This is a genomic window from Rhodocyclaceae bacterium (genome assembly GCA_020248265.1).
GTDB lineage: Bacteria > Pseudomonadota > Gammaproteobacteria > Burkholderiales > CAIKXV01 > CAIKXV01.
The window spans coordinates 330,442-344,948 of record JADCHX010000002.1 but is presented as its reverse complement, the minus strand read 5'-3'; the positions used below and the strand labels follow the sequence as shown (position 1 = coordinate 344,948).

Genomic DNA, 14,507 nt, shown 5'->3' with positions numbered 1-14,507 from the left:
TCCCGGCTCATGCCGGCGGCATCGGAGGCACCCGGCATGCAGGGCCGGGTGGGCGCAGGAAAGTCGGTCGTCGGCGAGGCCATGGCAGCCGGAGCTTATCTGATCCCGGCCGCGATGCACTGCGTCGGACTTTGTCTCCGACATGGACCTCACAGCGACTCCGGAGCGATGCATGCCCCTCAGAAAGCAAAAAGCCCTGCACCGGAGTGCAGGGCTTTCTGTTGGAGCGGACTTGCTTACATCGTCGCAGCAGGCTTCGCGGCCGGCTTGGCGGCGGCAGGCTTCGGTGCCGGCTTCGGACGCGTGCCGGTCACTTCAACCGTGGTACGGCGGTTCGGTGCCAGGCAGTCGATCAGCTGCTTGCGATTCATCTTCGCATCGCAGAATTTGGTGACGTTCACCGGCTGACGGGGACCGACGCCTTCCCAGAAGATCAGTTTCGAGTCGAGACCGCCCGTGTTGACGAGGTAGTCACGCACGACCTGGGCACGCGCTTCCGACAGCTTCTTGTTGTAAGCAGCGCTGCCGATCTTGTCGGTGTGGCCGGTGACGATCACGACGTTCATCGTGACCGGACCCTTCTTCAGTTCCTTGAAGAGCTCGTCGAGTGCCGTACGGCCATCGGCGGTCAGGTCGGCTTTCGCGAACTCGAAGGGCACGTCCACGCGCTCGGAGAACGGCAGCGGTGCGGCCGGCTTCTTCACCTCGGGCTTCATCTCCGGTGCAGGCTTCACGACCGGGGCGGGCGGGGGCACGGGTTTCGCTACCGGCGCGGGCGGCGCGGGCGGCGCTTTCCGCGGCAGCAGATCGGGATCGCACTGCTCGGTGGCTTGTGCAGGCGTCCAGTTGCTGCTGCGGACGCAGACACCGTAGCCAGCGGCACGAACGGCCTCGCCAGTGCTGGTGATGAGATAGGCGCCTCGGTCGACCTGGGCCGAGGCAAGGCCGGCGGTCATCATCAGTGCGGCGGCGGAAAGGTTCAGACCGCTGAGGATTCGATTCTTGATCACTTCACTATGCTCCACGACTTCCTCCTTATTCTTACGAGGCGAAGTATTTCCGAAAAGGCGAGGGATTCTGCCGAAGCGTCGCGACCCGGCAACAACAAATCCGGCAACTGAGTTCAACGATCTGAGTCTAACACGCGGACTTAGGGTCCTTGAGCGCCAAAGATAGCTGGCTTTCCACATAAACCCCAGAAAGCTGGCGGATTGTAGGGAGATTTGTGGCGTCAACGCAACACGTATTCTCGGAATATCGCGGGAGCAATGCGGGTCCGTGTCCGGACGCCCCTGTCGAGTCTGCCGCGCACGGGGGCAAGGGCGGGGTCTGCCCGGATGATAGAATGCATGGCTTTGTTCATATCAACGCTCACCGACCGGCCATAGATGGATCAATTCGCCAAGGAAACAGTACCCGTCAGCCTCGAAGAGGAGATGCGCCGGTCGTACCTCGATTACGCGATGAGCGTCATCGTGGGGCGGGCGCTTCCGGATGTCCGCGACGGGCTGAAGCCCGTGCATCGGCGGGTGCTCTATGCGATGCACGAACTGTCGAACGACTGGAACCGGGCATACAAGAAGTCTGCCCGCATCGTCGGTGACGTGATCGGCAAGTACCACCCGCACGGCGATTCCGCGGTCTACGACACGATCGTGCGCATGGCCCAGCCGTTCTCGCTGCGCTATCCGCTGGTCGACGGCCAGGGCAATTTCGGGTCGGTGGACGGCGACAACGCGGCGGCGATGCGCTACACCGAGATCCGCATGTCCCGGATCGCCCACGAACTGCTGGCCGACATCGACAAGGAGACCGTCGATTTCGGGCCGAACTACGATGGTTCCGAGCGCGAACCGCTGATCCTGCCGGCGAAGGTGCCCAACCTCCTGGTGAACGGGTCCTCGGGCATCGCGGTGGGCATGGCCACCAACATTCCACCGCACAACCTGCGCGAGGTCGTCGCGGCCTGTCTCGCCCTGCTCGAGAACCCCGAGATCGATGTAGACGGGCTGATGGAGCACCTGCCCGCGCCCGACTTCCCGACGGGGGGCATCCTGTACGGCGTGTCGGGCATCCGCGACGCCTACCGCACCGGCCGTGGCCGTGTGGTGATCCGCGGTCGCACCCACTTCGAGGATATCGACCGCGGCCAGCGGCAGGCGATCGTCATCGACGAACTGCCCTACCAGGTCAACAAGGCGCACCTCCTGGTGCGCGTGGGCGAACTGGTGCGCGAGAAGCGCCTCGAGGGTATCTCCGAGATCCGCGACGAGTCCGACAAGTCGGGCATGCGCGCGGTGATCGAACTCAAGCGTGGCGAGGTTCCCGAGGTGGTGCTCAACCACCTGTACAAAGAGACCCAGCTGCAGGACAGCTTCGGCGTCAACATGGTCGCGCTGATGGACGGTCAGCCGCGCCTGCTGAACATCCGGCAGATGCTCGACGCATTCCTGCGCCATCGGCGCGAGGTCGTGGTGCGGCGCACCGTCTACGACCTGAAGCGTGCGCGCGAGCGAGGCCATGTGCTCGAGGGCCTGGCGGTCGCGATGTCGAACATCGACGAGGTGATCGCGCTGATCAAGGCGGCTGCGTCCCCGGCCGAAGCCCGGTCCGCGCTGATGGCTCGCGCGTGGCGCTCCCCCATCGTGGAAGAAATGCTGAACCGCGCGATGCAGGGCGCCGGTGGCGGCACCGCGATCTCGCGTCCGGACGGACTGGATGCCGCGTTGGGCCTGCAGGCCCAGGGCTACCGGCTCTCCGAGGTGCAGGCCCAGGCCATCCTCGACATGCGTCTGCAGCGCCTGACCGCACTCGAGCAGGACAAGATAACCGGCGAATACCACGAGGTCATGGCACGCATCGCCGACCTGCTCGACATCCTTGCGCGGCCGGAGCGTGTCACCCGCATCATCTCCGACGAGCTGACCGCGATCCGCGACCAGTTCGGCGACGACCGGCGCAGCGAGATCGTGCAGAACGCCGAAGACGTGAACATGGAAGATCTGATCACGCCGGAAGACGTCGTGGTCACCCTGTCGCACGGCGGCTACATGAAGGCGCAGCCGGTGGGCGACTACCAGGCGCAACGGCGCGGTGGCCGCGGCCGGCAGGCCACCGGTACCAAGGACGACGATTTCATCGAGAAGATGTTCGTCGCACACACCCACGACTACATCCTCTGCTTCTCCAGCCGCGGCCGGGTGTACTGGATCAAGGTCTACAACGTCCCGCAGGGCGGCCGCCAGAGCCGTGGCAAGCCGATCGTCAACCTGCTGCCGCTGGCCGAGGGCGAGAAGATCAACGCGATCCTCGCGGTGAAGGCGTTCGACGACCATCGCTTCGTGATCATGGCGACCGCCGACGGCACCGTGAAGAAGACGCCGCTGTCGGAGTTCTCGCGGCCACGTGCGTCGGGGATCATCGCGATCGACCTCGATCCGGAAGACTACCTGGTGGGTGTCGCGCTCACCTCCGGCACGCAGGACGTGATGCTGTTCTCCGAAGGCGCGAAGGCGGTGCGCTTCGACGAGCGCGACGTGCGGCCGATGGGACGCACGGCGCGCGGCGTGCGCGGCATGCGACTGCCCGAGGGCCAGCGCGTGATCTCCCTGCTGGTGGCCGACGAGGCGAACGGACAATCGGTGCTGATCGCCACCGAGAACGGCTTCGGCAAGCGCACGCCGGTGATCGAATACACGCGTCACGGCCGTGGCACGCAGGGCATGATCTCCATCCAGCCGAGCGATCGCAATGGCAAGGTGGTGGCCGCGCGGCTGGTGGCGCCCGCCGACCAGATCATCCTGATCACGACCGGCGGCGTGCTGATCCGCACGCGGGTCTCCGAAGTGCGTGAGATGGGCCGGTCGACGCAGGGGGTGACGCTCATCGCGCTGGACAGCGGCGAGCGCCTCGCCGGGCTCGAAACGGTGGTCGATTCCGACGAGGACGCGGGCAATGCCGACGTCGGCCCGGAGGGTGGCGCCGGCCTCGATTCCGGTGGCGACGCGCCCGCCGCATGAAGCGCGTGCTGAACTTCAGCGCCGGTCCCGGGGTGATGCCGGAGTCGGTGCTCGAGCGCGCGGCCTCCGAGATGCTGAGCTGGGGCGGGCGCGGCCTGTCGGTGATGGAGATGAGCCATCGCAGCGACGAGTTCATCGAAATCGCCGCGCGCGCCGAGGCGGGGCTGCGTTCGCTGATGGGCATCCCGTCGGGCTACCGGGTCCTCTTCCTGCAGGGCGGCGCGACGCTGCAGTTCGCGATGGTGCCGATGAACCTGCGGCGGGCAGGCGCGGGCGTCGATTACCTGAATACCGGCCAGTGGTCGAAGAAGGCGATCGACGAGGCGCTCAAGTCCGGTCCGGTCAACGTGGTGGCGACCGGCGCCGCGTCGAAGTTCAGCTGCATCCCGCCGCGCGAGGCCTGGGCGTGCGATCCGGCGGCGAGCTACCTGCACTACACCTCCAACGAGACCATCGGCGGCGTCCAGTTCCACCATGTCCCCGACGCGGGTCCGGTGCCGCTGGTGTGCGACATGTCGTCCGATATCCTGTCCGGCCCGGTCGACGTGTCCCGCTTCGGGGTGATCTACGCGGGCGCACAGAAGAACATCGGCCCGGCCGGGCTGACGGTGGTGATCGTGCGCGACGACCTGCTCGGGCGCGCGCCGAAGTCCACGCCCGCGATGCTCGACTATGCCGTGCAGGCGTCGAGCGAATCCATGTACAACACGCCGCCGACCTGGGCGATCTACATCGCCGGACTGGTTTTCGACTGGCTGCGCGACCTCGGCGGGCTGGACGAGATCGCACGCCGCAATGCCGAAAAGGCGAGGCTGGTCTACGACCTTTTCGACATCACCGAGTTCTACCGCTGCCCGGTGGCGCTGGCGGATCGCTCGCTGATGAACGTGCCGTTCACGCTGCGCGATGCACGGCTGGACGACCGCTTCCTGCAGGAAGCCGAGGCGGCCGGGTTGCAGCAGCTCAAGGGGCATCGCTCGGTCGGCGGCATGCGGGCGTCGCTGTATAACGCAATGCCGCGTGCCGGCGTCGAGGCTCTGGTCGCGTTCATGCGCGATTTCGAGCAGCGCAACGGCTGAGGCACTGGTGCGGCGTTACGATTCCGTCGATACGATTTGAAACCGAGAACAGGATCGAGGTTGCGATGAACGCGTCCCGCAGCGAACGCCCCGCAGAGGCTGCAGCAGTGGCGACGGCGCCTGACACGGCGCCAGCAGTGCCGGCGGCCCTGCTGGCCCTGCGCGGCCGCGTCGACGCGATCGACACGCAACTGCTCGGACTGCTGAACGAGCGCGCGCGCCTCGCCGGCGAGATCGGCCACCTCAAGGGTACGGGGCCGGTCTACCGTCCCGATCGCGAGGCGCAGGTCCTCGACAGGCTGGCGGCCGCGAACCCGGGCCCGCTGCCCTCGGACTCTCTGCGCCGCGTCTTCATCGAGATCATGGGCGCCTGCCGGGCGATCGAGGCGCCGCTCGTGGTCGCCTACCTCGGGCCGGCCGGCACCTACAGCGAAGAGGCGGTGGTCAGGCAGTTCGGCACGCTGGTCGAGCGTCGTGCCTGCGCGACCTTCGACGAAGTTTTCCGGGAGGTGGAGGCGGGCAACGCCCATTACGGCGTGGTGCCGGTCGAGAATTCCACCGAGGGCGCGGTCGGTCGCACGCTCGACCTGCTGCTGGCTACGCCGCTGTCGGTCACCGGCGAACTGTTGCTGCCTATCCACCACTGCCTGATGGCCGCTGCCGGCGGTGACGCATCCGCGCCGGTGCGTATCGTCTATTCGCACAGCCAGAGCCTGGGTCAGTGCGCGCGCTGGCTGGCGCGCCACCTGCCGGATGCGCGCCCGGTGCCGGTGGTGAGCAACGCCGAGGCGGCGCGGCAGGCGGCGGCGGAGCCCGGCACGGCCGCGATCGCCGGGCGCGCCGCCGCCGATCGCTACGGCCTGCAGGTGCTTCACCAGAACATCGAGGACGAGCCGCAGAACACCACTCGCTTCCTGGTTATCGGCCGCGAAGAAGTCGCCGCATCCGGGCAGGACAAGGTGTCCCTGGTGGTGGCGGCGAAGAACCAGCCTGGCGCCGTGCATGCGCTGCTCGAGCCGCTGGCGGCCAATGGCGTCAGCATGACGCGGTTCGAGTCGCGCCCGGCGCGTACCGGCCGCTGGGAATACATGTTCTTCGTCGACATCGAGGGCCATCCGTCGCAACCCCATGTCGCGCGTGCGCTGGCCGAGATCGAGACCCGCGCCACCTTCGTCAAACGCCTCGGTGCCTATCCCGCCGCGCGCGGCTGAGCCCGCCATGGCCGGCGCCCGGCCGCCGGCAAGGCGTACACGGCATCCCGCAACCCTGCAGCAGTCAATGAGCATCCCATGAGTGTCGAAGACCGCGCCCCCGCCCATGTGAAGGCGATCGCCCCCTACCAACCCGGCAAGCCGATTTCCGACCTTGCACGCGAACTAGGCCTGGACGAGGCGGGCATCGTCAAGCTCGCGTCGAACGAGAATCCGCTCGGCGTGAACGAGGCGGCACTGGCCGCCATGACCAGAGCGCTGGCCGAGGTCACCCGCTATCCGGACGGCAATGGCTTCGAGGTCAAGGCGGCGATCAGCCGCCGCTTCCGCGTCGATCCGGAGCAGGTGGTGCTCGGCAATGGCTCGAACGACGTGCTCGAACTGGCCGCGCGCGCTTTCCTGGTGCCGGGCAGTTCCGCCGTCTACGCGCAGCATGCCTTCGCGGTCTATCCGCTGGTCACCCAGGCCACCGGTGCGCGCGGCATCGAAGTGCCGGCGCGCGATTTCGGCCACAACCTGGACGCGATGCTGGCCGCGATCGAGTCCGATACACGGATCGTGTTCCTCGCCAACCCGAACAATCCGACCGGCACCTTCATCGACGGGGGCAGCCTGGCCCGGTTCATCGCGGCGGTGCCGCCCGACGTACTGGTGGTGCTCGACGAGGCCTATACCGACTATCTGCCGAAGGCGCTGCGCTACGACAGCGTCGCCTGGCTCGCGAAGCATCCCAACCTGATGGTGTCGCGCACCCTGGCCAAGGCCTACGGGCTGGCCGGGCTGCGCGTGGGCTTCGGCCTTGCCTCGCCCGCGGTGATCGACCTGCTGAACCGGGTCCGCCAGCCGTTCAACGTGAACAGCGTGGCCCAGGCCGGTGCGGTCGCGGTGCTGAACGACCCGGCTTTCCTCGAGCGCAGCTTCGAGGTCAACCTTGCCGGGATGAAGCAGCTGACCGATGGCCTGCGCGCCCTCGGTTTCGCCTACATCCCCTCGTGTGCGAACTTCGTGTCGTTCCGCGTCGGCCCGGCTGCCGAGGTGTTCGACCGCCTGCTGAAACAGGGCGTGATCGTGCGTCCGATCGCCGGCTACGGCATGCCGGAGTACCTGCGGGTCTCGATCGGAACGCGCGACGAGAACCAGCGCTTCCTCGATGCGCTGCGCACCGTCACCGCCGGGCTGCCCGGCGTGCTGTCCGGGAACGTGCGATGAGCTTCGACGTTTCGGGCGTGTCGACGCTGCGCTTCAGGCGCGTCGGCATCGTCGGTGTCGGGCTGATCGGCGGCTCCTTCGCGCTGGCGCTCAAGACCGTCAAGGCGGCCGATACCGTGGTCGGCTTCGGGCGCAGCCGCGCCAACCTCGACACCGCGCGCAAGATGGGCGTGATCGACCAGATCGCTACGGGGTGGGACGACATCGAAGGATGCGACCTCATCCTGCTCGCGGTGCCGGTCGGCCAGCTGCCGGAGGTTTTGCCGGTGATCGCACCGCGCATCGGCAGGGACACTGTGCTCACCGACGCGGGCAGCACCAAGCGCGACGTGGTGCTCTATGCCCGTGCCGCCCTCGGCAAGGCGCTGCCGCGTTTCGTGCCGGCCCATCCGATCGCCGGTGCGGAGAAGAGCGGGGCCGCCGCGGCCCGGCCGAACCTGTTCGTTGGCCGGCCGGTAGTGATCACGCCGATCGAGGAGACCGATCCGTTCGCGTTCAAGCGCGTGCGGGCGACCTGGCAGCTCACCGGTGCGAAGACCCTGCGCATGGATGTCGCCATGCACGACATGGCGCTGGCCGCGACCAGCCACCTGCCGCATGTGCTGGCGTTCGCGATGATGAACGAGATCGCCAGGCGTCCGCAGGCCGAGGCGATGCTGTCGCTGACCGGCGGCGGCTTCCGCGATTTCACTCGCATCGCCGCGAGCAATCCCGAGATGTGGCGGGACATCTGCCTGGCGAACCGTGACTCCCTGTGCAACGAGATCGACACGTTCAGCGCGCGCCTTGCGCAGCTGCGGCACTGGATCGCGATGGGCGACGGGCCCGCGCTCGAGCGCGAGTTCGAGTCCGCTCGCGTGGCGCGCGAGGGGCTGACCACGATGCTAAACGCCAGCGCCCGGCCGCGCGACTGAGGCGTGCCACCGGCAACAGGATCCGACATGGCCCATGCTGCGCGACGCGAATACCTCGACCTGCCCGCGCTGTCGCGCGCGGCGGGCACGATCCGGCTGCCCGGGTCGAAGAGCATATCCAACCGGACGCTGCTGCTGTGCGCGCTCAGCGAGGGGCGCACGCGCGTGCTCGACCTGCTGCGCTCGGACGACACTGCCCGCATGCTCGATGCGCTCGAAGGGCTCGGCGTGGACATTGTCCAGTCCGTCGACGGCAGCGCGCAAGGCGGTGGCCTGACGGCGATGGTCGAGGGGTGCGGCGGCAACCTGCCGGTACGCGAGGCCGATCTTTTCCTGGGCAACGCCGGCACCGCTTTCCGGCCGCTGACCGCCGCGCTGGCCGCCGTCGGCGGGCACTACCGGCTGAGTGGCGTGCCGCGGATGCACGAGCGCCCGATCGGCGATCTGGTCGACAGCCTGCGTGCACTGGGCGCGCACATCGATTACCTGGGCAACGAGGGCTACCCGCCACTGGAACTGCATCCGGCCCGGCTGGTCGTCAGGCGCCCGATCAGGGTGCGTGGCGACGTGTCCAGCCAGTTCCTCACGGCGCTGCTGCTTGCCGCGCCATTGATCGGCGCGCCGACCGATGCCGGTGGCGCTCCGCTGGTGATCGAGGTCGAAGGGGAACTGATCTCGAAACCGTATGTCGAGATCACGCTCGCGTTGATGGCGCGGTTCGGCGTCGAGGTTGCGCGCGACGGCTGGTTGCGCTTCACCGTGCCAACCGGCGCGCGCTACCGATCGCCCGGTACCGTCCATGTCGAGGGCGATGCATCGGCTGCGTCGTATTTCCTGGCGGCCGGGGCCATCGGTGGCGGGCCGGTACGGGTGAACGGTGTCGGCCGGTCCAGCATCCAGGGCGATGTCGCGTTCGCCGATGCCCTGCGCCTCATGGGGGCACGAGTGGACCTCGGCGACAACTGGATCGAAGCTGCCGCGCCGCAGGGACGCCTGCGCGGCATCGACCTCGACTGCAACCGGATTCCCGACGCCGCGATGACGCTCGGCGTGCTGGCCCTGTTCGCCGATGGCCCGACCACGCTGCGCAACATCGCAAGCTGGCGCGTCAAGGAGACCGACCGAATACATGCGATGGCCACCGAACTGGCAAAGCTCGGCGCCGCCGTCGAGGCCGGTGCGGACTACCTGCGCGTCGAGGCGCCGGTGGCGCTTCTGCCGGGGGCGGCGATCGACACCTACGACGACCACCGTATCGCAATGTGCTTCTCGCTCGCGGCACTTGGCGGAGTGCCTGTGCGGATCAACGATCCCGACTGCGTGGCCAAGACCTTCCCTGATTATTTCGACGTGTTCGCGTCGATCGCGGCATGAATGCGCCCGTCCCCGGCACGGTGCCGGTGATTGCGATCGACGGGCCGACGGCTTCCGGCAAGGGCACGATCGCCCAGCGGGTGGCCATGGTGCTCGGCTTCCACTACCTGGACAGCGGTGCGCTCTACCGCCTGACTGCGCTGGCCGCGCTGCGTGCCGGCGTGCCGACCGGCGACGCGGCACGTGTAGCATCGGTCGCTGCCAGCCTGCCGGTGGCGTTTCCGGACGGTCGAATCGAACTGGCGGGCGAGGAGGTCGGCGATGCAATCAGGGCCGAGCCGATCTCGGAGGCGGCATCGATCGTCGCCGCCCATCCGGCGGTGCGCGATGCGCTGCTCGATCGCCAGCGTGCCTTCCGCGAGCCGCCGGGACTGGTGTCGGATGGCCGCGACATGGGCTCCGTGGTCTTCCCGGACGCCGTCCTGAAGGTGTTCCTGACCGCGACTGCCGAAACGCGCGCCGAGCGCCGTTATAAGCAGTTGATGGGAAAGGGATTACCTGCTAACCTTCAGACAATCCTTCATGATCTGCGTATGCGTGATGCCCGTGATTCGGGACGTGCAGTCGCTCCTCTGCAGGCAGGCGCACCCGAGGCTGTCCTCGATTCCGACGATTTGACGATCGAACAGGTCGTTTCGATCGTCCTGGAACGGTACCGCATCGCCGTGCGTGTTCAGGCGTTCGGCCGTTCCGCCGGCGCAGGTGGTTCGACACTCCAGGATTGACGGCGGGTCATACGGCAGGCGGGTTGCTAGCTGCCGGGGTCCGTGGCAGCCCGGAGGTGAACCAGCGGCGCATCGGAGCACTCCCTGTCGCCCGGTAGCGTGTTCGCCGCAACCGGGTGCCGTCATGGGACAGGGCCGGATTCTTCTCCTTACCCACCCCGGTGCGAACCCGGAAACAGAAAACACAGGTCACCTACCGCATGTCAACCGCCACCGCTTCTGCTGCTGCCTCCGCCGTCTCCAACGCCATCTCCCAGCATCCGCCGGAGAGCTTCGCCGCCCTGTTCGAAGAAAGCCTGTTGCGCAAGGAAATGCGCCAGGGTGAGGTGATCACCGCCGAGGTGGTCCGTGTCGACCCCAACTACGTGGTCGTCAACGCAGGACTCAAGTCCGAGAGCTACATCCCGGTCGAGGAGTTCCACAACGACCGCGGCGAAGTCGAAGTGCAGGCCGGCGATTTCGTCAGCGTGGCGATCGAATCGCTGGAGGATGGTCACGGCGAGACCCGCCTGTCGCGCGACAAGGCCAAACGGCTGGCCGCCTGGCTAGCTCTGGAAGATGCGCACAACACCGGCTCGGTGGTGCAGGGCATGGTCAACGGTGCCGTCAAGGGCGGCCTGACCGTCATGATGGATGGCATTCGTGCCTTCCTTCCGGGGTCGCTGGTCGACCTGCGTCCCGTCAAGGACACCTCCGCCTACCAGGGCAAGCTGCTCGACTTCAAGGTCATCAAGCTCGACCGCAAGCGCAACAACGTGGTCGTTTCGCGCCGTGCCGTGCTGGAGCAGACGCAGGGCGCCGAGCGCCAGCAGTTGCTCGAGACGCTGAAGGAAGGTTCGGTCGTCAAGGGCATCGTCAAGAACATCACCGACTACGGTGCGTTCGTCGACCTCGGCGGCATCGACGGCCTGCTGCACATCACCGACCTGGCCTGGCGCCGGGTCAAGCATCCGTCGGAAGTTCTGGCGGTCGGCGATGAAGTCGAGGCCAAGGTGCTCAAGTTCGACCAGGAGAAGAACCGCGTCTCCCTGGGCCTGAAGCAGCTCGGCGAAGATCCGTGGGTCGGCATCTCGCGCCGCTATCCGTCGGGCACCCGCCTGTTCGGCAAGGTCAGCAACATCACCGACTACGGTGCGTTCGTCGAGATCGAGCAGGGTATCGAAGGCCTGGTGCACGTATCCGAGATGGACTGGACGAACAAGAACGTCAACCCGGGCCGCGTCGTGCAGGTCGGCGAGGAAGTCGAAGTCATGATCCTCGAGATCGACGAAGACCGCCGCCGTATTTCGCTGGGCATCAAGCAGTGCATGGCGAACCCGTGGGACGAGTTCTCGATGACCTTCAAGAAGGGCGACAAGGTCGCCGGCCAGATCAAGTCGATCACCGACTTTGGCGTGTTCATCGGCCTGCCGGGCGGCATCGACGGCCTGGTGCACCTGTCCGACCTGTCGTGGTCGGCGCCGGGCGAAGAGGCCGTGCGCAACTACAAGAAGGGCGACGAGGTCGAGGCGATGGTGCTGTCGATCGATGTCGAGCGCGAGCGCATCTCGCTGGGCATCAAGCAGTTCGAGGGCGATCCGTTCAACAGCTTCGTCTCGCGCTACGACAAGAACAGCATCGTCAGCGGCACGGTGAAGGCGATCGATCCGAAGGGCGCCGTGATCATGCTCGAGGGCGAGGTCGAAGGCTACCTGCGGGCTTCCGAAGTGGCGCGCGACCGGGTGGAAGACATCCGCACGCACCTGAAGGAAGGCGACGTGATCACCGTCATGGTGATCAACATCGACCGCAAGAACCGCGGCATCAACCTGTCGATCAAGGCCAAGGAAATGGCCGACGAAGCATCGGCGATGCAGCAGGTCACCCGAGAGCAGCCGTCCAATGCGGGCCTGACCAACCTGGGCGCGCTGTTGAAGGCCAAACTCGACAACAAGTCGGAGTAATCGTCCGCCATGACCAAGTCGCAGCTGATCGCCAACCTTGCGGCGCGTCATACGCAACTGGTCGCGAAGGACGCCGAGCTCGCGGTCAAGATGATACTGGACACGATGGCGCACAGCCTCGCGGACGGGCATCGAATCGAGATCCGCGGGTTCGGCAGTTTCGCCCTCAACTACCGACCGCCCCGGGTCGGACGCAATCCGAAGTCCGGCGAGAAGGTGCACGTGCCTGCAAAGCACGTGCCGCACTTCAAGGCAGGCAAGGAATTGCGCGAACGCGTCGACGTCGCCGGCGCGTGAGCGCCGTCGACCCGGATTCTTCCCCTCGTGCCTAGCTTTCCTGCACGGGAGTCGGTTGCCAGCAACGGGGCGCCTTTGCCGGTACCGCCCGGCAGACCTTCCGCGCTGCAGCGCCTGCTCGGTTACGTGGCGCTTGCGATCAAGCTGGGCCTGTTCGCACTCGTTTTCGTGCTGGCGGTCAAGAACAGCGAGCCGGTCACGCTCCGTTTCTTCCTCGGGCGCGAGGTCGAGACGTCGCTCGCGCTCGCCCTGGTGGCCGCGCTCTGTGCCGGCGCGTTTTTCGGCGTGCTGGCCATGGCGGGGTATGCGTTCCGCCTGCGCCGCGACGGATCGCGCGCACGGGCGGAAGCGGTCGCGCTGCGTCACGAACGCGACGATCTGTGCGTCGAACGCGACCGACTGCGTGGCGAACTCGCGGTGCTGGCGCCAGCCGCACCGGCGACAGCGGATACAGCGCTGCCGACGGCCGGCGGTACGGCCGCTGTCCGCCCGGTGCCCCATGGACTTTGAGTACTGGTGGCTGCTCGCCTTCCCGACGTTCTTCGGTCTGGGATGGCTTGCTGCGCGCATCGACATCAAGCAACTGGTGACCGAGTCGCGAGCGCTGCCGGTCTCCTATTTTCGCGGCATCAACTTCCTGGTCAACGAGCAGCAGGACAAGGCGATCGAGGCGTTCATCGAGGTCGTCAAGGTCGACCCCCAGACCGTCGAGCTGCACTTCGCGCTGGGCAGCCTTTTCCGCCGGCGCGGCGAGGTCGAGCGGGCGATCCGCATGCACCAGAGCCTGGTCGACCGGGAAGACCTGCCTGCCGAGCAGCGGCTGGACGCGATCTACGAACTCGCCCAGGACTACCTGAAGGCTGGCCTGCTCGACCGCGCCGAGGAGCTTTTCAGAAAGCTCGAAGGCACGGCGAGGGAGGATCTCGCGGCGCTTGCTCTGCTCGAGATCTACGAACAGGAACGCGAGTGGGAGCGCGCGATCGAGACAGCGCGCCGCGCCGAATCGCGCGACGGGCGCTCGTTCCAGATGGACATCGCCAACTACTATTGCGAGCTGGCCGCCAACGAACTCGCCCATGCCCGCCCCGAGGAGGCCAGCCACCACCTCGAAAAAGCGCTGGCCGGCCACCGCAAGAGCGTCCGTGCAAGCATCCTGCTCGGCGACATCGAACTGGCGACCGGGCAGGTCGAGGCGGCAATCGACGCCTGGAAGCGGATCGAGTCGCAGAATCCGGCCTATCTGTCGATGGTCGCTGAACGGCTGCTGAATGCCTACCGGACCCTCGAAAAGCCCGAGGTCGGCCTGCGTCTGCTTCAGTACTACCTGGCGAACCATCCGTCCCTCGACCTGATGGCCGTGGTGTTCCAGGCGACCCTAGAGCAGCAGGGGGCCGAGGACGCCTACCGGCTGGTGCGCGACGAACTGAAGCGCACTCCGACGTTGATCGGGCTCGGCAAGCTGCTCGAGGCGCAACTGGTCACCACGCCGATCGAACAGCGTGCCGACCTCGAACTCATCCGCAACGTGGTGCAGCAGCAGACGCGCAGCCTGGCGATGTATCGCTGCGACCAGTGCGGCTTCAAGGCCCGCCAGTTCTACTGGCACTGCCCGGCCTGCCGCGGCTGGGAGACCTATTCGCCGAAACGTACCGAGGAACGTGAATTGAGCGTCTGAAGGGCTTTTCGATCCGCTGTCCTGCAAGGGTCACTTTGCCCCTGTACTGTGGCACCTCTCA

General features: G+C 66.9%; 12 protein-coding genes. 11 read left to right on the top strand and 1 reads right to left on the bottom strand.

Annotation, left to right across the window (positions count from 1 at the left end; translation table 11 throughout):
* Positions 1–236: 236 nt before the first annotated feature.
* Positions 237–1,127, bottom strand: coding sequence for an OmpA family protein (locus ING98_02415; GenBank protein ID MCA3100702.1), 891 nt, complete (start codon positions 1,125–1,127; stop codon positions 237–239).
* A 261-nt stretch (positions 1,128–1,388) separates the two neighbouring features.
* Between ING98_02415 and gyrA the strand changes: the two genes are divergently transcribed.
* The 11 genes from gyrA to lapB all read left to right on the top strand — a co-directional run bounded on the left by gyrA (position 1,389) and on the right by lapB (position 14,446).
* Positions 1,389–4,019 carry a DNA gyrase subunit A gene (gene gyrA / locus ING98_02410; protein MCA3100701.1) on the top strand — a complete coding sequence of 877 codons (2,631 nt, stop codon included), beginning with the start codon at positions 1,389–1,391 and terminating at the stop codon, positions 4,017–4,019.
* On the top strand, positions 4,016–5,098 hold the full coding sequence (gene serC / locus ING98_02405; protein MCA3100700.1) for a 3-phosphoserine/phosphohydroxythreonine transaminase: 1,083 nt from the start codon (positions 4,016–4,018) through the stop codon (positions 5,096–5,098). The genes gyrA and serC overlap by 4 nt, the downstream gene beginning before the upstream one ends.
* A gap of 65 nt (positions 5,099–5,163) precedes the next feature.
* The gene (gene pheA, locus ING98_02400; GenBank protein ID MCA3100699.1) at positions 5,164–6,309 is read left to right on the top strand and encodes a prephenate dehydratase; all 1,146 of its coding nucleotides are present in this window, start codon (positions 5,164–5,166) and stop codon (positions 6,307–6,309) included.
* A 78-nt stretch (positions 6,310–6,387) separates the two neighbouring features.
* Positions 6,388–7,518 (top strand): histidinol-phosphate transaminase, encoded by a 1,131-nt coding sequence (locus tag ING98_02395; protein ID MCA3100698.1) that lies wholly within the window; start codon positions 6,388–6,390, stop codon positions 7,516–7,518.
* Positions 7,515–8,432 carry a prephenate dehydrogenase/arogenate dehydrogenase family protein gene (locus ING98_02390; GenBank protein MCA3100697.1) on the top strand — a complete coding sequence of 306 codons (918 nt, stop codon included), beginning with the start codon at positions 7,515–7,517 and terminating at the stop codon, positions 8,430–8,432. Before ING98_02395 ends, ING98_02390 begins: the two co-directional genes overlap by 4 nt.
* Positions 8,433–8,459: 27 nt before the next feature.
* Entirely contained in the window at positions 8,460–9,806 is a 1,347-nt protein-coding gene (gene aroA / locus ING98_02385) for a 3-phosphoshikimate 1-carboxyvinyltransferase (protein MCA3100696.1), read from the top strand.
* Complete coding sequence (locus ING98_02380; protein ID MCA3100695.1) at positions 9,803–10,531, top strand: (d)CMP kinase; 729 nt, start codon at positions 9,803–9,805, stop codon at positions 10,529–10,531. Before aroA ends, ING98_02380 begins: the two co-directional genes overlap by 4 nt.
* A 200-nt stretch (positions 10,532–10,731) precedes the next feature.
* Complete coding sequence (gene rpsA / locus ING98_02375) at positions 10,732–12,474, top strand: 30S ribosomal protein S1 (protein MCA3100694.1); 1,743 nt, start codon at positions 10,732–10,734, stop codon at positions 12,472–12,474.
* A 9-nt stretch (positions 12,475–12,483) separates the two neighbouring features.
* Entirely contained in the window at positions 12,484–12,771 is a 288-nt protein-coding gene (locus ING98_02370; GenBank protein ID MCA3100693.1) for an integration host factor subunit beta, read from the top strand.
* 75 nt (positions 12,772–12,846) lie between these two features.
* Positions 12,847–13,281, top strand: a complete 435-nt coding sequence (locus ING98_02365) for a DUF1049 domain-containing protein (protein MCA3100692.1) — start codon at positions 12,847–12,849, stop codon at positions 13,279–13,281.
* On the top strand, positions 13,271–14,446 hold the full coding sequence (lapB, locus tag ING98_02360) for a lipopolysaccharide assembly protein LapB (protein MCA3100691.1): 1,176 nt from the start codon (positions 13,271–13,273) through the stop codon (positions 14,444–14,446). Before ING98_02365 ends, lapB begins: the two co-directional genes overlap by 11 nt.
* Positions 14,447–14,507 lie beyond the last annotated feature (61 nt).